This is a genomic window from Herbaspirillum rhizosphaerae, from assembly GCF_001189965.1.
GTDB lineage: Bacteria > Pseudomonadota > Gammaproteobacteria > Burkholderiales > Burkholderiaceae_D > Herbaspirillum > Herbaspirillum rhizosphaerae.
The window spans coordinates 213,160-232,645 of the sequence record NZ_LFLU01000005.1 but is presented as its reverse complement, the minus strand read 5'-3'; the positions used below and the strand labels follow the sequence as shown (position 1 = coordinate 232,645).

Annotated in this window: 13 protein-coding genes; 8 read left to right on the top strand and 5 right to left on the bottom strand. The window is 60.6% G+C overall.

The genetic code is table 11. The features are described 5' to 3' along the window. Nucleotides 1-22: 22 nt before the first annotated feature. Nucleotides 23-3,418 carry a UvrD-helicase domain-containing protein gene (locus AKL25_RS10015; protein ID WP_157050562.1) on the bottom strand — a complete coding sequence of 1,132 codons (3,396 nt, stop codon included), beginning with the start codon at nt 3,416-3,418 and terminating at the stop codon, nt 23-25. Then, nucleotides 3,415-6,150, bottom strand: a complete 2,736-nt coding sequence (locus tag AKL25_RS10010) for a PD-(D/E)XK nuclease family protein (protein ID WP_050477493.1) — start codon at nt 6,148-6,150, stop codon at nt 3,415-3,417. Before AKL25_RS10010 ends, AKL25_RS10015 begins: the two co-directional genes overlap by 4 nt. Nucleotides 6,151-6,567: 417 nt before the next feature. Between AKL25_RS10010 and trxA the strand changes: the two genes are divergently transcribed. Together trxA and rho are read left to right on the top strand one after the other, a co-directional pair. After that, on the top strand, nt 6,568-6,894 hold the full coding sequence (gene trxA / locus AKL25_RS10005) for a thioredoxin TrxA (protein ID WP_050469112.1): 327 nt from the start codon (nt 6,568-6,570) through the stop codon (nt 6,892-6,894). A 145-nt stretch (nt 6,895-7,039) separates the two neighbouring features. Beyond that, a complete protein-coding gene (rho, locus tag AKL25_RS10000; RefSeq protein WP_007876631.1) occupies nt 7,040-8,302 on the top strand; it encodes a transcription termination factor Rho in 1,263 nt (420 codons plus the stop codon). Nucleotides 8,303-8,503: 201 nt separating this feature from the next. On the opposite strand, the gene AKL25_RS09995 is transcribed toward rho, so the two are convergent. After that, nucleotides 8,504-8,875, bottom strand: a complete 372-nt coding sequence (locus tag AKL25_RS09995) for a cupredoxin domain-containing protein (protein ID WP_050477492.1) — start codon at nt 8,873-8,875, stop codon at nt 8,504-8,506. Further along, nucleotides 8,872-9,870: a metallophosphoesterase family protein gene (locus AKL25_RS09990; protein WP_083444631.1), complete on the bottom strand. Its 999-nt coding sequence runs from the start codon at nt 9,868-9,870 to the stop codon at nt 8,872-8,874. The genes AKL25_RS09995 and AKL25_RS09990 overlap by 4 nt, the downstream gene beginning before the upstream one ends. Nucleotides 9,871-10,016: 146 nt before the next feature. On the opposite strand from AKL25_RS09990, the gene AKL25_RS09985 reads away from it, so the two are divergent. The 6 genes from AKL25_RS09985 to AKL25_RS09960 all read left to right on the top strand — a co-directional run bounded on the left by AKL25_RS09985 (nt 10,017) and on the right by AKL25_RS09960 (nt 16,970). Then, on the top strand, nt 10,017-10,565 hold the full coding sequence (locus tag AKL25_RS09985; RefSeq protein ID WP_050477491.1) for a sigma-70 family RNA polymerase sigma factor: 549 nt from the start codon (nt 10,017-10,019) through the stop codon (nt 10,563-10,565). Continuing rightward, nucleotides 10,562-11,350: an anti-sigma factor family protein gene (locus tag AKL25_RS09980; protein ID WP_240475696.1), complete on the top strand. Its 789-nt coding sequence runs from the start codon at nt 10,562-10,564 to the stop codon at nt 11,348-11,350. Before AKL25_RS09985 ends, AKL25_RS09980 begins: the two co-directional genes overlap by 4 nt. Before the next feature lie 389 nt (nt 11,351-11,739). Then, entirely contained in the window at nt 11,740-12,954 is a 1,215-nt protein-coding gene (locus AKL25_RS09975) for an ABC transporter substrate-binding protein (protein ID WP_050477567.1), read from the top strand. Between the two features lie 273 nt (nt 12,955-13,227). Next, the gene (locus AKL25_RS09970; RefSeq protein ID WP_007876624.1) at nt 13,228-13,497 is read left to right on the top strand and encodes a type B 50S ribosomal protein L31; all 270 of its coding nucleotides are present in this window, start codon (nt 13,228-13,230) and stop codon (nt 13,495-13,497) included. Between the two features lie 242 nt (nt 13,498-13,739). Next, nucleotides 13,740-15,458 carry an ArnT family glycosyltransferase gene (locus tag AKL25_RS09965; RefSeq protein WP_050477489.1) on the top strand — a complete coding sequence of 573 codons (1,719 nt, stop codon included), beginning with the start codon at nt 13,740-13,742 and terminating at the stop codon, nt 15,456-15,458. A gap of 150 nt (nt 15,459-15,608) precedes the next feature. After that, on the top strand, nt 15,609-16,970 hold the full coding sequence (locus AKL25_RS09960; RefSeq protein WP_050477566.1) for an MATE family efflux transporter: 1,362 nt from the start codon (nt 15,609-15,611) through the stop codon (nt 16,968-16,970). Nucleotides 16,971-16,980: 10 nt separating this feature from the next. On the opposite strand, the gene AKL25_RS09955 is transcribed toward AKL25_RS09960, so the two are convergent. Further along, complete coding sequence (locus AKL25_RS09955; RefSeq protein ID WP_050477488.1) at nt 16,981-19,041, bottom strand: putative bifunctional diguanylate cyclase/phosphodiesterase; 2,061 nt, start codon at nt 19,039-19,041, stop codon at nt 16,981-16,983. Nucleotides 19,042-19,486: the final 445 nt, after the last annotated feature.

The window sequence follows — 19,486 nt, the reverse complement described above, 5'->3', positions numbered from 1 at the left end:
GTTTTGAATGGTGAAAGCGCCATCATTGTTCCCAAAATTGCCCGTCGGCAGTTATCAGTGCAGACCTGATTCGTTTGTCAGAAAACACTGACAACGCCGCGTCGCGATAGCGTGCAAGCTGCGCTGCATAAGCAGCGCGTTCGCTGTCGAGCAGATTACGCTTGTAGTCGAGAATCCAGACCTCCTCATCGAACACCACCACGCGATCGCAGCGCAACACGCCGTCGCCGGTCACGATATCCATTTCATTACGCGCGTGACGATACAGCGCAGGATTGAAGAAGCGCTCCAGCGCCGGCTGCGCCAGCATGTTTGCTGCCTGCGCGCGTATGGTCGCTGCCAATGGACGCGGGCATGGCAGCCAGCGTGCGATCACCGCATCGTCCGGCAATACCGGCGGCCACGTGCGTGCGTGCGTCATGCGCTCCAGCAAGGCATGCAAGGCGACGCCTTCTTCGATGGCATCGTTGCTGTAATTTTCCGGCGCCGGCGCAACCGACACCGGTTGCGGCTCCGGATCGAACAAAGCCAATGAAAACGTTTTTTCCCCCGTAGCGATCTCGTCGTTGCGTTGCGCTTCAGGATGCACTTCTTCCATGCCCGCGACATCGCCGCTGCGGTCGAACAGCCGGTGATACCAGCTACCTTCCTGCACGCCGCCGTCCAGCGCGCCGCGCGTGCTTGCCACGCCGCCGACGATCAGCAACTGCTTGGCGCGCGTGATGGCGACGTAAAGCAGATTCCAGTCTTCCTGTTGCTTGAAACCTTCTTCCGCATCGAACCAGCGATCGCGCGCCAGGCCGCGTTCGCTCTTGCGTCCGAAGGCGGAGAAATGCGTCGGCGCATCTTCGTCCTGCGGCCAGTCGCACAGGATGCCGACGTTGTCGTTGGCGGGGTCGCTGTGGTTGGTGTCGAGCATCACGACCACCGGCGCCTCCAATCCTTTCGCGCTGTGCACGGTGAGAATGCGCACGGCGTCGGCAGCGGCATCGATGCTGGCCTCGTCCGGCGCATCGCTCTCGGCATGGCGTTGCAGGACACGCAAGGCGTCGATGAATTTCGGCAGGCTGGGATAGCGGCCGGCATCCAGATTGAGCGCCAGCTCGACGAAGGCTTCGATGTTGCCCAGCGCCTGCGTGCGCATGGCCGGCGCCACCGATTGCGCATAGCGCGCCACCAGCTGGCCCTGATGCAAGATCATGTCCAGCAAGTCGTGCACCGGATAATGCGGCGCTGCGTCCAGCCATTGCGACAGCAGCTGCACCGCGCGGCCGATCGCAGGCGACGCATTGCTGCTGTGCTGCTGCGCCCGGACGCGATGCCACCAGTCGCCCTCTTCACGCTGCGCCAGCGCGATCAGATCGTCATCGGAAGCGCCGATGATGGGGCTCTTCAACACATGTGTCAGCGCACGCGCGTCGTTGGGCGTGATCAGGAAAGTGAGCAAGGCGATCAGATCGGCGATTTCCAGCGAGTCCAGCAGACCGCCGCGCTTGTCGGAAACGAAGGGAATGCCGGCCTCGCGCAAGGCGCTTTCGTAAACGATCAGATGGCGACGCTTTTTCACCAGCAGCATCACGTCGCCCCACTTGAGCGCACGTTCGCCATCTTCGCCTTTGACGGTGATGCTGCTGCGCGCCTGCAAGATCGCCTGTGCAATCAACGTGCCTTCATCGCGGCGGCGCGCGTCGTCTTCTTCCTCGCGCGGCGTGGTCAGCGGATTGCGCATCGGCGTCTGTGCATCGGCATCTGCGTCGGCCGTTGCTTCTTCTGCTGCAGCCTCCGGCGCCTGCACCAGCGGTAGTTTCCACACACCGCCGCCCGGCATGCCCAGCGTGGTCTGCGGTGCGAACAAGGCATTGCGTCCGGTGAAGCTGGTATTGAGCACATCGACGATTGCGGTCGCATTGCGGCGCGTCTGGTTGGCGCGCAATACGGCAGCGCCCTGCGCTTGCAACATGTCGCGCGCCGCCGAGAACACGCGCGGTTCGGCGCGGCGGAAGCGGTAAATCGATTGCTTCGGATCGCCCACCACAAACACCGTCGGCTGCGCCGCATCGCCGCCATAGGCGCGCAGCCAGGAGCGCACGATGCTCCATTGCAGCGGATTGGTATCCTGGAATTCGTCCAGCAGGATGTGTTTGTAGCGCGCGTCGAGGCGGCTTTGCAGATAAGCGGCGCTCTCTTCGTTGGTCAGCAGGCGATAGGCTTGCCATTCCAGATCGGCGAAGTCGAAGACGCGCTGCTCAGCCTTCACTTCCTGATACGCATCGAGATACGCGCGCCCGGCGATGAACAAGGCGCGATTGAGCTTGAGCACGATGCCTTCGGCGCTGCGGCGTTGCAGGCGCTTGAGCGCATTGCCGGTCAGTTCGAAAGTCTCTTCGAACAGCGAGACGGCGACTTCTTCATCCACACCGTAGTGTGCGACCAGCGCCGCCTTGAGCGCCTTGGTGCGCGCATTGTTGCCGCGCGTCTTCTCCGCATCGTCATAGAACTGCGATGCCAGCGCGGCGAAATTTTCCGCTGAAGCTTCGCCCGTGACCAGCGCTTCGATAATAGTCGCGCGCTTCTGATTGGCGGCGGCGCCGTTGCCCAGCACGGAAGAAATTTCGTACAGCTTCGCCTTCAGCGCTTCATCCGACCAGACGTCGAGGCGCGCATCGCGTTGCGCATCGGGTCCGCACAAGCTCTCCAGCCATTGCAACGGCATCTCGTCGGAAGACAGCGGCGGCATGGTCGCCGCCCACCATTCGGCGCGCTTGTCGAGGAAAGAATCCAGCAGCCGCTTGGCGCCACTGTCGCCGGCCAGGTCGTATAACTCCAGCAGGGCTTGTTTGATGTCGCCCTGCGGCGGCTTTTGCACGGCTTGCATGAAGCGGCGATAGGCTTCATTCATCAGCTCGCCGTTCTTTTCGGTCAGCGCATAGCCGTGCGGCACTCCCGACGCCAGCGGCGCGATTTGCAGCAAGCGCGCAAACCAGCTGTGGAAAGTATCGATGGAAAGGCTTTGCTGCCCCGACAAAATCTGTTCGTACAGCGCGCGCGCCTGCGGCATCACGCGCGACAGTTCCGCTTCGCCGATGCCGCGCTCCAGCAGCAATCCGCGCGCCTTGTCCGCCGGCGCCAGCGTCAGTTCATGCAACAGCTCCATCAGGCGCTCGCGCATTTCCTGCGCAGCTTTGCGGGTAAAGGTAATCGCCAGCAACTCGGCCGGCTTGGCGCCGGCCAGCAGCAGACGCAGCATGCGCGCCACCAGCAGCCAGGTCTTGCCGCTGCCGGCGCAGGCTTCCACCACCACCGAATGGCGCGGATCGCAGGCGGCGGCGGTGAAGGCTGCAGCCTCGGCAGGCTGGCCGTTGATCTCATAAGCTGAGATAGGCCCGGTATCTTTTTCAGTACTTTCCATGGCGCTCATTGCCAGACTCCCTTGCGACACAAGCCGCGTACTTCGCAATACTGGCAAACCGATTCGATGCCGTTGGCGGGCAGCGGCGCGCCCTGCGTGACGGCGTGCATGACGGTGCCGATCTGCTGTTGCAATGCTTGCTGCTGGCGTTCGAAATCCGGCGCAGCGACGTCACCGGTTTTATCCTTGAAGGTTTCCAGCGCCACGTAATGTGCGGCTGCCATGGTTTGTCCGGACAGCAAACCGTAAAACGGCAACTGATGATCTTCGGCATCCTTCAGCTTGGTGACCAGCGACGGCAAGGGACGCGTCTTGTAGTCGAGAACGGCGCGCTCGCCTTCCGCATTCTCGTCGACGCGGTCGAGGCGGCCGTGCAATTCGATGCCGCCGCCCGGCCATTCCAGCATGTGCTGCAAGGCGATTTCACCGAAGGCGAAATGCCAACCCTGCCCTTCGCGTTCGTTGGCCCAGACCAGGTATGCTGGCATCACCTTCTGCCAGCGCGCAGCGTAGCCGAGCGCAGCCGGATGCTGGCTGATGGCTTTGCCGAATACCTGGTCGGAGATCGTTGCAAGCAAGGCTGCACGTTGCTCCAGCGGCGTCTTCTGATCACGCACGGTCTCGTGATAAGTCATCAGGATTTCATGCAGCCAGCCGCCGTAGTCGCGTTTCTCAGGCATATCGGACAGTTCATCCATGACGCTCACGCGCAGCATGCGCAGTGCGAAGAATTGATACGGGCAGGCGACGAAAGTGTTGTAGCCGCTGGCCGACAATTTCGGCGGCAGCAGCGTCGGCGCCGACGGCGTGGGCATGCTTGCCGGCTGCGCCTGCAACTGCTGCGCCGGCAGCGGATGGCGCAACACGCGTATCGGATCCATGCCGGCCCTTGCCAGACACAGCTCCATGCGCTCCAGCCAGGGGCTCATGGGATTGGGTTCGCCGTCCTTGTGGGTCTGCCAGCTCAGCACTACTTCGCGGTTGGCGCACAAGAGTTCGGTGAGATCGCGCAATTGCTGATGCTGGCGGCTCAGGCGCGTCGGCAAACCGAGTTCGTGCCGCACCGCGTTGGAGAAGAACAGAGTTTCCTGCGGCTGCGACGGCAGATGCTCGGCATCGGCGCCGATCACCAGCACCGCGTCGAAGTTGCGCAGGCGCGCGCCGTTAAGCGGCAGCATCACCACGCGGCGATCGGTGATCGGTGGCATGAAGGTCACCGCATCGAGTTGCAGGTTCAGCAGGGCGCGCCACTCGGCGAAAGAAAACAGTTCACCGCCATCGGCATTGCGGGCGCTGTCGTCGCCCAGATCCTGCAGCAATTGCAGCGCCTGCTGGCCGGCAGTGTCCTCTTCGAACGCACGGCGCATGTCGAGCGCATCCAGCAGTTGCTGGGCGCAGTCGCTCCATGCCGACAGGCTCTTGCGGCCATCGAAGACGGCAGCTTGCCGGGCAACCGCGTTGAGACAATCGGCGGCAGCGGATTCATTGTTGAACACGGCGAGGATGCTGCGCCATTCGCTGGCGATGTTCTGGCGCCGCAATTGCCACTCGATCTGCATCACGGCGGCCGGCTTGTCCGCCATGCCGGCAAAAATGAACGGCGACTTCAGCAAGTCCAGCAAGGCGGTGGTTTCGCCGCGCGAAGTGACGACGTCGCACCATGCAGCCAGCGCTGCGGCGGCGCGCGTGGTGGACAGCTTCCATCCGGTTTCGTCGGCGACCGAGACCTCGGCGCGCTCCAGCAGGGCGCGCAGACGGCGGGCGCTGACGCGATCCTGCGCGACGATGGCGATGTCCTTCTTGCCTTGCTGCAGCCAGTCGAGCACGACCAGCGCGCTTTGCTGCGAGGCTTCTTCCAGGCTGCCGGCCGGGCACAGCGCCATGGTCGGCGCGTCCATCTGCGGCGCGAACAGATCGTCGGGCATCGGGGCCAATTCTGCATCGCACAACTCCGGCCAGGCAGTCTGATAGAGCAAGGGAATATCCGGTCCGCGCCAGTCGATGACGACCGGCTGCACGTCGGTGTGCGCGGCATAGGCTTCGAGAAAGGCCAGCTCCATCGGCTCCGGCGCGACCGGGCTGATCCAGATCAGCGGCGCCAGTGTGCCATGCAGCGGCGGCTGCGCCAGGGCCAGCATGCGGGCATAGCGCCGCACGGTTTTGTCGTTGCCGTCGAGCTGGCTCTTCCAGATCGACCACACCAGTTGCGCCTCGTCCGAGAGCATGCTGCGCGCCGACGGCGACAATTGATTGAGGGCGGCTTGCCAGCGCTCGTCGGCATCGCCGGGCGCTTTTTCCATGGCGGGCAGCAGCGCCTGCGTGAGTTCGTCCGAGAGCGACAGCAGTGTTTGCGCCAGCGGCAGCAGATCGGTATTGCGGCGCGCGGTGAACATCTTCTTGAGCCAGCCGTGCTGGCGCAATTGCGCGTACAACTGCATCAGCCGCTCGCTGTCGGCGGTGGCCGGCTCGGGTTCCTGCATGGCCAGCCAGCCGGCCATGGTGTTGATGCGCGGCGGGATGAAAGCGCGCGTGCCTGGAGCGATCTTCGCCAGCTCCTGCGCCAGCGCAGCGCGCCAATGCACCGCGTGCGAAAACGCCGGCACCACCACCTGATAGCCGGAAAAATCGCGCGATCCGGCGCGCACCGCCTGGCCCAGCGCATGGTCGGCGTCCAGCAGCGCGGCGGCGGTCTGCGGCCAGAAATCGATGGACGGGCTGATCAGCAAGGGCGAATGAAGCATGCGATGGGAATCGGGGCGAAAAAGAGGTGGAAGCGCAAAAAAACGCAAAATAAATATCTATCGAAAGCATTGCCGGAAACTATCGCCGGACCATGCCTTTGCGGCATTGTATGCGAGAGCCCGCCCGAATGCGCGGGCACATGGGCCATGGCGCAGGCAAACGCCCGCGCAACAAGGCTTTCAATCTGAAACGCACTTTTTTCAAAAATGGGTTATGATTGCCTCCGTACCCCGCCGATTACCCGCTGCCGCACTTCAAAATAACTTGAATTAGGGCGCAACGACTCCATCTGCTTTAAGCAATGACTTAATAAGCACTTAGGCATTTCAGGAAGCGTTGATGGCATAGCCACGCAAGCGGTATGTTCCCACGGCGCTATTTGACTACTTATATATCCCTCATACCGAGGAAATACCATGAGCGAAAACATCAAACATATCTCCGACGCATCTTTTGAAGCTGACGTTTTGAAATCCGACAAGCCGGTCCTGGTGGACTTCTGGGCTGAATGGTGCGGACCTTGCAAAGCGATTGCGCCGATTCTGGAAGAAGTCGCCAAAGAATATGACGGCAAGCTGCAGATCGCCAAGCTGGACGTCGATTCCAACCAGGCTATTCCAGCCAAGTTCGGCATCCGCGGCATTCCGACGCTGATCCTGTTCAAGAACGGTGCGGCAGCTGCGCAAAAAGTCGGTGCTTTGGCCAAGGGCCAGCTGACCTCGTTCATCGACAGCAACATCTAAGAAGATTCAAGGCGGCGATACGCTCGTATCGCCGCTTGTTATGCTTACCGGTAGCCTGATTAGATACAAGTAAGCTTGTTCTTTAATTTACACACCACGCAACTCCCTCCCCCACCTTTTACTATTCCCATCCCGGGACACTCATATGCACTTATCAGAATTAAAGGCGTTACACGTCTCCGCATTGCTCGAAATGGCAATTGGCCTGGACATCGATAACGCGGCGCGCCTGCGCAAGCAAGAACTGATGTTCGCGATCCTCAAGAAACGCGCGAAATCGGGAGAACAGATTTTCGGCGACGGCGCCCTTGAAGTCCTGCCTGACGGCTTCGGCTTCCTGCGCTCGCCCGACGCCAGCTACATGGCGTCCACCGACGACATTTACATTTCGCCCTCGCAAATCCGCCGCTTCAACCTGCACACCGGCGATTCCATCGAAGGCGAAGTGCGTACACCAAAAGACGGCGAGCGCTACTTCGCGCTGGTCAAGGTCGACAAGGTCAACGGCGAAGCGCCTGAAGCTTCCAAGCACCGTATCCTGTTCGAAAACCTGACCCCGCTGCACCCGAACAAGATCATGCAACTCGAGCGCGACATGCGCGGCGAGGAAAACATCACCGGCCGCATCATCGACCTGATCGCACCGATCGGCCGCGGCCAGCGCGGCCTGCTGGTGGCGTCGCCGAAGTCCGGCAAATCGGTCATGCTGCAACACATCGCCCACGCGATCACCACCAACCATCCCGACACCGTGATGATCGTCCTGCTGATCGACGAACGTCCGGAAGAAGTGACCGAAATGCAGCGCTCGGTGCGCGGCGAAGTCGTTGCATCGACCTTCGACGAACCGGCAACGCGTCACGTGCAGGTCGCCGAAATGGTGCTGGAAAAAGCCAAGCGCCTGGTTGAAATGAAAAAAGACGTGGTCATCCTGCTGGACTCGATCACCCGTCTGGCGCGCGCCTACAACACCGTGATCCCGGCATCCGGCAAGGTCCTGACCGGCGGTGTCGACGCCAATGCGCTGCAGCGTCCGAAGCGTTTCTTCGGCGCTGCGCGTAACGTCGAAGAAGGCGGCTCGCTGACCATCATCGCCACCGCGCTGATCGAAACCGGCAGCCGCATGGACGACGTGATCTACGAAGAATTCAAGGGCACCGGCAACATGGAAGTCCACCTGGAACGCCGCCTCGCCGAGAAGCGCGTCTATCCGGCGATCAACCTCAGCAAATCCGGCACCCGCCGCGAAGAACTGCTGATCAAGCCGGACCAGCTGCAAAAGATCTGGGTGCTGCGCAAGCTGATGTACGACATGGACGAAATCGAAGCGATGGAATTCATCCTCGACAAGATGAAGTCGACCAAGAACAACGCCGAGTTCTTCGACATGATGCGTCGCGGCAGCTAAGCGTCATCCATGCAATGCCGCTGACGGCATTGCAAACCTGCCGTACAAAAATCCGCCGAGCAATCCGGCGGATTTTTTTGCGCCCGCATTTCCGTGTCATCCGACAGACATCGTTCAACACGGCGTTCACATTTTCTCCTTGCAGTCTGCAAGAAGGCGCTGCTGCATGCGAAGAACGGCGAGGCTCTTCACGGTTTCGTTTCAGGTAACGACCAGCGAACCCGACATGCTTTCATGGCCGGAGCCGCAGAAGATGTCGCAGTAGAAGGTGAATTCGCCGGTCTTGTCCGGAATGAACCGGAGCTTCGCAACCTTGCCCGGCAACATGTCGGCGCGCACGCCGAAGTCCGGCGCGTTGAAACCCATCGGGATGTCGAGGCTGGTCAGCTCCAGAGTCACCGGCACGCCTTTCTTCAACGGGATCACGCTCGGCGAAAAATCGAAGCGCTTGGCCGTCACTTTGATGACCTTCTCCTTGGGCTGGGCTACGGCAATCGCCATCGCGCCCAGTCCGCCTGCCGCGCAACCGGCCAACAACAAACGTCGTTTCTTGTTCATCATATTCATGCTCATGATTTCGCCGCTCCTACGGCCAGTTCGGCCAGGGTGTATTCAGTGTTGCGTGGGCGCGGTTCCGGCTTCACCGTCCGCACGCCCAGTCCTTGGTAAGGATGCGCGGCATCCCAGGCCAGCGGCGTGCGCCTGGGTTGCGAGCCCGGCGCCGGCAACGGGAAGATCAGCGACTTCGCGGAGTGATGCGCGATGTGGCCGGTCATGTGATGGTTTTCCTGATGAATGTGGCCGTAGAACACGGTGACGTTGGAGTACGGCATCAGCAGCTCCACCGCCCTGGCGCCGTCGCGTGTGGCCCAATCCCATTGCGGATACAAATCGAACAGCGGGCGATGCGTGAACACCACGATGCGGGCGTCGGCCGGCTGCTGCTTCAGGTCGGCCGCTAGCCAGGCGAGCTGCTCGTCGCCGATGCGCGCCGCCGGATCGGAGACATTGTCCAGCACGATGAAGTGCACGCCCTTGTGATCGAAGGTGTAGTGCGTCTTGCCGAAGAATTCCTGATAAGCCTTGCCGTTATCCAGCGCGGCATCGTGCTCGCCCGGCATGTAGTAGACCGTCTTGACCTTGAGCGCCGAGACGATGTCGCGAAACTGCGCCAACCGCTGGCGCCGCTCGCGCGGGTCGTCCGTGGTGTGTGTCAGATCGCCGGTGAAGACGATGAAATCCGGCGTCTGCTCCAGTGCGTTCACCGTCGCGACGGCTTTCTGCAAGGTGCCTTTGGCGTCGGGATTGACGTCGCCTTCAAACCCCCAATGCGAATCCGACAGCTGCACGAAGAAAAAATCTTGCGCCGCAGTCATACCGCCCGCAGAGCCGCTCGCCTCCGCCGCATCGGCCCAGCCGCTCAGGCCGGAGGCAAAGATGACGCCGCCCAGCCCGGCCAGGCGCAGAAAGCTGCGCCGGTCGACGCCGCTGCTGGTGTCATTGTCGATGCCATTGCTGAAATCGCTATTTGTGCCATTGTTCGTATCATTGCTACTATCGTTGCCCATGACGTCCTCCAAGGTTGGACCGATCACCTGATCGATACCGACCTAAACCGGCGTCCCGGCAAATTTATTCCCATTATTTTTTCGCCGTATCGGGAATAAAAAGAAGAGATTTCCAGTTTCAGCCTGATAACCATGGAAACGCGTGCATGACCGATCCGATAAAGAACCGACGATTTCACATGCTGGTGATGCCGCATCTGAACTCGGCATTCAACCTGGCCTGCTGGCTGACGCGCAGCCGCCACGATGCGGAAGATCTGGTGCAGGAAGCCAGCCTGCGGGCCTTCCGCTTTTTTGATGGATTCCATGGCGACGATGCCCGTGCGTGGCTGCTGACGATCGTGCGCAATACCTTCTACACCTGGTATCAGGAGAATCATGCGCAACAGCAGAACACACTCTTCGACGAAGAGTTTCACAGCCTCGACACTACGGATGCCGTCGACATGCACTACCGCGACAACAATCCGGAAAAACTGCTCTTGCGCAAGGACAGCGAACGCCAGTTACAACAGGGACTTGCCGCCTTGCCGCTGGAGTTTCGCGAGGTGATGGTCATGCGCGAACTGGAGGATCTGTCGTACAAGCAAATCGCCGGCATCGTCGGCATCCCGATCGGCACGGTCATGTCGCGCCTCGGCCGCGGCCGCAAGCTGCTGGCGAAAATTCTTGCTCCGGCAAATCAGGGGGAATGATGGAACACAGCGAAATCATGGAACTGCTGCCGGCCTATGTGGACCAGGAGCTCGGCATTGCGGAAACGCTGACCGTGCAACGCCATCTGGACGGCTGCCTTGAATGCCGGCGCGAATACACCGAACAAGCGGCGCTGAGCAAACGCGTCCGCAGCGAAACCGCATACTTCAAGGCGCCGCCGGATCTGGCCGCCCGCATCGCCACGCATATTCCGGATACCTTGCCGCAGGACAAGCCCCGGCGGATCAGCCTGCCCAGCTTTCCGGCAAACTGGAATCTGAGCTGGCTGCAGCTTGGCACGGCGATGGCAACCTTGCTGGTTGCAGTCTGGAGCGCCGGCCTGTACCTCAACCTGCCGACAGCGGATGACCGTATCACCGAAGAAGCCATCTCCAACCACGTACGCTCCTTGCAAGCCGACCATCTGACCGATGTCGCCTCCACCGATCAGCATACGGTAAAACCGTGGTTCAACGGCAAGCTGAATTTTGCGCCGACGGTGATCGATCTCGCGCCCCAGGGCTTCGTGCTGGAAGGCGGCCGGCTGGATTACCTCGACGGCCATCCGGTCGCGGCGCTGGTCTATCGCCGCCAGAAGCATCCCATCAATCTGTACATCTGGCCGGCCAACGGCAAGGACGCCGGGCCGAAGGCCGAGAGCAGCCGCGGCTACCACGTGGTGCGCTGGACGGCGGACGAGATGCATTACTGGGCGGTATCCGACGTGGAAGAAAGCGAATTGCTGAAGTTCTCCGGGATTTTGCGCCTGGCGACGCATCAGTAAGCCCGCCAGCCGATTTCCCCCTGAAAAGCCGTGACGCCCGTCGCGGCTTTTTTATGTGCAACAGTCGCTGAAAAACCGCTTGACCGTGATTTTCTGCGTACACTACTATTTCAGGCACGCTGCGGTCAGGACGGGAAAGAACCGGGGCAAAAAAACAAATAAGAATCAAAGCAGAGACAAACACAAAAAAGTACCAGCAGCCAATCCTCCGGCAAATATTTCATCACCAGCAAGCGCAGCATCGTTGTATTTTGGAAGCGTTGTAGAACCAGCGGCACACCGGTCATGCATCCATGCCGGCGCAAGAGAGCACCGCGTTAAAGCAGCCGTCCATCAGACGGTATAAAAACAGCAGCATCGAAGACACAACCAATCAGGAGGAGCAACAGATGAACGTCACCAAGACAGCCATCGCGGCGACCGTGGCCGCCGCATTTGCAGGGGGATTCGCCGCACCGGCGGCAGCGCAGATTTCGGGAGATGTGGTCAAGATCGGCATCATCACCGACTTGTCGGGCGTCTATATCGACATCGACGGCCAGGGCGGCATCGAAGCGATCAAGATGGCGATTGCCGACTTCGGCGGCACGGTCAACGGCAAGAAGATCGAACTGGTCACGGCCGACCATCAGAACAAGGCCGATATCGCCGCCTCGAAAGCACGCGAATGGTTCGACCAGCAAGGCGTGGACATGCTGATCGGCGGCACTAATTCCGGCACCAGCCTGGCCATGGCCAAGGTAGCCGGCGAAAAGAAAAAGACCTTCATCGCCGTCGGCGGCGCCACCGCGCGGCTGACCAATGAAGAATGCACGCCCTACACCATCCACTACGCTTACGACACCGTCGCGCTGGCCAAGGGCACCGGTTCGGCCATCGTCAAGAACGGCGGCAAGAGCTGGTACTTCCTGACCGCCGACTACGCTTTCGGCGCCTCGCTGGAGAAGGACACCTCCGACATCGTCAAGGCCAACGGCGGCACGGTGGTGGGCGCGGTCAAGCATCCGCTGGGGGCGTCGGACTTCTCGTCCTTCATGCTGCAGGCGCAGGCTTCCAAGGCGCAGATCCTGGGCCTGGCCAACGCCGGCGGCGACACCATCAACTCGATCAAGGCCGCCAACGAGTTCGGCATCAACAAGACCATGAAGCTGGCCGGCCTGCTGATGTTCATCAACGACGTGCACGCACTGACGCTGCAGGTGACGCAAGGCATGTACCTGACCGACGGCTGGTACTGGGACATGAATCAGGAAACCCGCGACTGGTCCAAGCGCTACTTCGCCAAGATGAAGCGCATGCCGTCGATGCTGCAAGCCGCCGACTACTCGGCGACGATCCAGTACCTGAATGCGGTCAAGGCTAGCGGCACCGACGATTCGGACAAGGTCATCGCGCAGATGCACAAGACCAAGATCAACGACTTCTTCGCCAAGAACGGCTACATCCGCCCGGACGGCCGCATGGTGCACGACATGTATCTGATGGAAGTAAAGAAGCCGTCCGAGTCGAAGTATCCGTGGGATTACTACAAGGTGGTGCAAACCATTCCGGCGGAACAAGCCTGGACCACCAAGGCGGAATCCAAGTGCGCGCTGTGGAAATAAGTTGTTCATGACAAACTGACAAGCCCGTCCGCCGGATCTTGCATCCGGCGGCAATTCGGACTGCCGGCTGACTTGTCTCTGAGACCAAAAAGCGTCCCGATCTGCGGAAAACAACATCCCAGCTTGGCAAAAGCCATTCAGGCTTGACGCAAACCCATGATTTCATTGTATAATTTCGGACTTTTCACCCCCGGCAAGTGATCGACAATCGGGTCAAGAAGCAAGACGACCGACGAAGTGATGATTGGCTACCATTAATTTTCAAGGCAAAAAATGAAACAAGGCATCCATCCTGATTACCGCGAAGTTCTGTTCCACGACGTTTCGAACGACTTCAAGTTCATCACCCGCTCGACTATCGGCACTCGCGAAAAGGCTGAATTCGAAGGTAAAGAATACCCACTCGTGAAGATTGAAGTTTCTTCCGAATCGCACCCGTTCTACACCGGCAAGCACAAGATCGTCGACACCGCTGGCCGCGTTGAAAAGTTCCGCCAAAAATTCGGCACAGTCGGCTCCAAGACTGCAGTCGCGGCAGAATAATCTCTGCACGATGTCAAAAAAGGCAGCTCAGGCTGCCTTTTTTGTTTTTTGTCCGCCGCTTGCGCGGCAACTGTCGCATCTGTCTCAACCGGGGTGTATTCGTCCCTATGGCCGTTACGGTCAAATACAACTTTTAACAGGGTTTTGCTGCACAATATCGCCTGCAAACTCGTCGACAAAACGATACCCTGAATTTGCACTCCAACAGTGCATCAAAACTAGACAAGAGCAATAACACCTTGATGAAGCCAGTCCGTCTCCCTGCCGCTGCGACCAATGCACTGCCTCGCTGGGGCCTGCTCGCCATCGGCCTGCTCTATATCCTGCCCGGCCTGATCGGCCGCGACCCGTGGAAGAACGACGATGCCGCCAGCTTCGGCATCATGTGGACCATGGCGCACGGCAATCTGATGGATTGGCTGGCGCCGAACATCGCCGGCATGGCGATGCCGGCGGAAAGCCCGCTGGCCTACTGGTTCGGCGCGCTGTGCATCAAGCTGTTCGGCTGGCTGCTGGGCGATCCGCTGGCGGCGCGCATTTCGACCGTCGCCTGCTTCCTGGTCGGCTCGCTGTCGATCTGGTACGCCACTTACCTGCTGGGCCGCCGCAATGAAGCGCAACCGCTCAAACTGGCCTTCGGCGGCCAGCCGGAGCCGCGCGACTTCGGCCGCACGCTGGCCGACGGCGCCTTCCTGATCTACCTCGGCTTCCTCGGCCTGCTGCTGCACAGCCATGAAACCAGCGCCAAGACCATGCAGATCGCGCTGGTCTCGTATGCGCTGTACTGCTCGACGCGCGTGTTCGACACCAACAAGCTTGGCCATGCCCTGATGCTGGGCGCGACGCTCGGCCTGCTGGTGCTGACGCATGGCTGGATATTGCCGAGCGGCCTGCTGCTGGGCTTGCTGGTGCTGTCGGGCCTGTATTACCGTCCTGTCTTCAAATCGCTGCTGGGCGTGTCGCTGCCGGCAGCGGCGGGCATTTGCGTGATCTGGGTGCTGTCCATCCGCGCCTTGCTGCCGGAAGCCAGCGCACAATTCTCGACCTGGCTGAGCTGGAACATCTATCAGCTGAACTGGCCGACCATGGCCTCGCTGAAATTCTTCCTCAAATACGGCGTCTGGTTCGCCTGGCCGGCCTGGCCGTTTGCCGGATGGGCCGTGTACGCCTGGCGCCGCCAGCCGCATTCGCTGCATATCTCGCTGCCGCTGGCCTTCTTCATCCCCCTGACCTTGCTGGTGCTGCTCAACGTGCACAGCGAAGAAGGCATCCTGCTGCCGTTGCTGCCGGCATTGGCCATCCTCGCGGCATTCGGCCTGCCGACCATGAAGCGCGGCGCCATCAATGCGGTGGACTGGTTCTCGGTGATGACGCTGACCACCTGCGCGGCCTTCATCTGGATCGGCTGGATCGCCAAGGAAACCGGCTGGCCGGCACAGATCGCGAAGAATGCCTACAAGCTGGCGCCAGGCTATCAGCCGGGCTTCAACATGATTGCGCTGGCGATTGCGATCCTGACGACCGTTTTCTGGATCCTGCTGGTGCATTGGCGCATCTCGCGCCGTCCATCGGTGCTGTGGCGCGCGGTGGTGCTGTCGTCCGGCGGCGTGGTGCTGTGCTGGGTGCTGCTGATGACGCTGTGGCTGCCCTGGGTCAATTACGGCAAGAGCTACGCCGGCGTAGCACAGCAGATCGAAGAAAAGATGTCGGCCGTGAAGCAATGCGTGGAATCCAACGTCGGACCGGCGCAGCGCGCTTCGTTCGCCTATTTCGGCCACGTCCGCTTTGAAGACCGCCCGGACATGCGCTGCGACTTCCTGCTGCTGCAAGACAGTATCGATAATCAGAACGCCGAACAGATGTTGCGCCAGTACCAGGGCAACTGGCAATTGCTGTGGGAAGGCCGCCGTCCGTCCGACCGCGACGAGCGCTTCCGCCTGTATCGCCGCATTGGGCGATAATTGAGGGCAGCGCGCAGCAGATTGCCGTCTGCTGCGCATGAATCGGACGAGACGTCTGCACCGGCCCCGTGCTGCCGCCAGGCCAGAAAATCTTAGAAAGAAAAGAGCGCGCAGACTTCCGCAAGAAGCCTGCGTCGATTGTTTATCCGCATGAATCAACGCTTCCATACCTTCCGCATCGCGTCGCTGGCCTGGCCCATTCTGATCGGCCAGCTGGCGCTGATCGCCAACGGCGTGATCGATACCGCCATGGTGTCGCGCTTTTCGGCGATGGATCTGGCAGCGCTGGCGCTGGGCGTATCGATCTATGTGAGCGTCTTCGTCGGTCTGTCGGGCGTGCTGCAGGCGCTGCTGCCTATCATCGGCCAGCTCTACGGTGCGCGCCGGCTGGAAGACATCGGACGCGAAGTGAAACAGGGACTGTGGCTCGCGCTTTTTCTCAGTTGCATCGGCTGCCTGGTGCTGGTGTTCTCCCCTGCCTTCCTGTCGGTCGCGCAAGCCTCGCCAGAACTGGCGGAAAAGGCCACCCTTTACTTGCGCATCGAAGCGCTGGCGCTGCCGGCGACGCTGGGGTTTCGCGTGTATGCCGCATTGAATACGGCGATTGCGCGTCCCAAGATGGTCATGACGATCCAGATCGGCGCGCTGCTGCTGAAGATTCCGCTCAACGCCTGGTTCATCTTCGGCGGACTCGGCTTGCCGGCGTTCGGCGGTCCGGGCTGCGCCATCGCCACCAGCCTGATTGCCTGGCTGATGCTGCTGACCGGTTGGATGCTGGTGCGCAAGGCGCCGATCTATCGCGAGCTGAAAGTGTTCGGCAGCGGCTTCATCAAACCGCAATGGGCTGCGCAACGCAGCTTGCTGAAACTCGGCATTCCGATGGGCCTGAGCTATTTCATCGAGGTCACGGCCTTTACGCTGATGGCGATCTTCATCGCGCGCCTGGGCGCGGTCGCCGTGGCCGGGCATCAGATCACGGCCAACGTCGGCACCGTGCTGTACATGCTGCCGCTGTCGCTGGCCAACGCGACCGGCACGCTGGTGGCGCAGGCCATCGGCGCGCGCGACTGGCGCATGGCCAAGACCATCTCGCGCGCCGGCATCCGCTTGTCGGCGATCCTGTCGGTGTTGATCGGCGTGGCGGTCTGGTTTGCGCGTGAACAGATCATCCGCGCCTATACGCCGGACGAAGTGATCATCGCCTCGGCCTTGCCCTTGTTCCTGTTCATCGCCTTTTACCAGTTGTTCGACTCGCTGCAAGTGACGACGGCATTCGTATTGCGCGCCTACAAGGTCGCGGTGATCCCGACGGTGATCTATGCGGTGGCGCTGTGGGGCGTGGGACTGGGCGGCGGCTACGTTCTGGGACTGGACCCGTTCGGATTCTCGCCACCCTGGCTGCATGGCGCAGCCGGCTTCTGGCTCGGCAACAGCGCCAGCCTGGGCGTGGTGGCGTTTTTCCTGATCTGGTATTTGCGCGTGGTACAGCGGCGCATCGCCGTCGCCAACTGACAAGGGCCGTTCAGGCGAAAGCGCGTCCCGGCCCCAGCAGTTGTTGCATGTCGGCGGCGGCAGCGGGACGCCCCAGCAGGAAGCCCTGCATCTGATCGCAATTGAGTTTTTGCAGCGCCTCCAGTTGCGCCTCGGTCTCCACGCCTTCGGCCACCACTTCCATATTCAGGGCATGCGCCAGCGCGATGATCGCCGAGACGATGGCCGGGCCGGAGTCGCCGCCTTGATCGAGACGCGAGGTAAAGAAGCGATCGATCTTGATCTGGCGACAGTGGAATTGCTGGAGATAGGCGAGGCTGGAATAACCGGCGCCGAAATCGTCGATGGAGATGTCAAAGCCAAGCGCCTGCAGATCGGTAATGATGCGCACGCTCTTTTCGACGTTCTTCATGGCCGCCGTTTCCGTAATCTCGAACATCAGCCGTTGCGGCGCAATGCCGGCCTGCCCGACGATGGCGGTCACGCTGTCAACCAGATCCGGACGCAACTGCAACGGCGACAGGTTCAGCGCCACCTTGACCGGCGGCCTGCCTTCGGCATCCCAGCGCGAAATCTGCGCGCACACCTCGCGCAATACCCAGTCGCCGATAGGAATGATCTGGCCGGAGCGCTCGGCGATCGGGATGAATTCGGTCGGGCTCATGCTGCCCAGCTCGGGATGATTCCAGCGCAGCAAGGCTTCCACACCCGTCAGCGTACGCTGCCTGCCGTCGAACTTGGGCTGGAAATGCAGCGACAGCTGGTCGTGTTCCACCGCCTGTTGCAGCGCATGCCGGATCGTCAGGTGGCGCATCGCGCTGGCATGCATGGCCGGTTCGAAGAAGCGATAGGTATTGCGGCCGTTTTGCTTGGCTTCGTACATCGCGGCGTCAGCGTTCTTCATCAGCGCGTCGACCGTTTCGCCGCTGTTCGGATATACGGCGATGCCGATGCTGGACGTCACGCGCAGGGTCGCTTCATCGACGCGAAAATCCTGGCGTAAAACGCTGAGGATATTCTCGGCCAGATTCTCCACTACTTCCGGCGTCGCCAGGTTGCTCATCACCACAACGAATTCATCGCCGCCGATGCGCGAGACCATGTCTTCACCGCGAATGCAAACGCGGATGCGCTGGCCGACCGCAATCAGCAAACCGTCGCCGACCGCGTGGCCGAGCGAATCGTTGATCGCCTTGAAACCGTCCAGATCCATGAACAACACCGCGAACGACAGACCGCTGCGCTTGGACACATGAATCGCATGCTGGATGCGCTCCGCCAGCAGCGCGCGATTGGGCAAACCCGTCAGCACATCGTGCGTGGCGAAGTGCAGCAGCTTGTCGTTGGTGCGCCCGACGATCTTCTTGAGCAGCTTGGTCTTTTGCGCGCCGCTGAAAATCAGCGCGGCGATCAGGACGAACAAGGTGCCAAGCAGCACCACGCTCATCAGGTTGTCGCGATCCATGTTGCCGTAGGTGCTGCTGATGCTGTCCGGCGAAAAGCGGGCGGCCGCCAGGTTCAGGCCATGCATGCAGAAGATGCCGAAACCGAGCGCCGCAGCCAGCGTGATGCGTTTCCAGAAGTGATCGCTCTTGCGTGCGTTGAGTGTATAGATGACCCAGATATTGAGCACCGCCACACCCGTGGTCAGCAGCACCGACAAGATCTCCAGCCAGGGCGTGTAATGCACGGCCGGCGTGATCTGCATGGAATGCAGCCCGAGGTAATGTACCAGCGCCATGCCGGCGCCCAGCGCAACGCCGTCGGCCAGCATGCGCGGCCAGCGCAGGCGGCGCTGGGTGGCGCGATGCAGGAGGTAGAACGACAGTGCGATGCACAGCAGCAGCGACAACGTCGTCAGCAAGGCGTTGTAGCCGACATTGATCGGCAGCTGGAACGCCAGCATGCCGGTGAAGTGTGTGGCCCAGATGCCGACGCCGAACACCATCGCGCCGCCGCCTAGCCACATGCGGCGATAGCGCGCAGTTTCCTGGGACGCAATGCGTTCAGCGATTTCCAATACTGTGTACGAAGCCAGCGTCGCAACGAATAGTGAAAAACAAATCAGCAAGAAATTATAGGAGCCGGCCATGATCTGAAAAATCCGTGTGCATCTTCCGTTTCAACTGCAAGTGACGAAATGAAGCTAAATAATTCACAACAACCAATGCTGCTGATCCCATGCACACACCGCGTGCAACGGGCGTCAGATTTTTATGTATTCAAGGCCGGAGAAAAAGCATCGCGAAAATGCGACGCATAAGCAGTTGGTCCACGTTGATCCGCTTTTATCTTTTCAGCGCCTGTTTTGCGATCGCCGTTTGCTCATTGTTCATTCGCGACGATCGGCGCAATCCCTTTATCCGCGCCTATTCTAGCCTGTCTGCACCAAAAAATCCCGGCTTCTTCAAGCCGCATTTCCGTAACGAAAGTTAACTGATTATTTTAACAATTTATCAAATTTCCTTTACTTGCCAGACGACATGATACGAGATTACATACGCCCTGGTAGTTTGTCGAAAAAATGACGCCGGGAA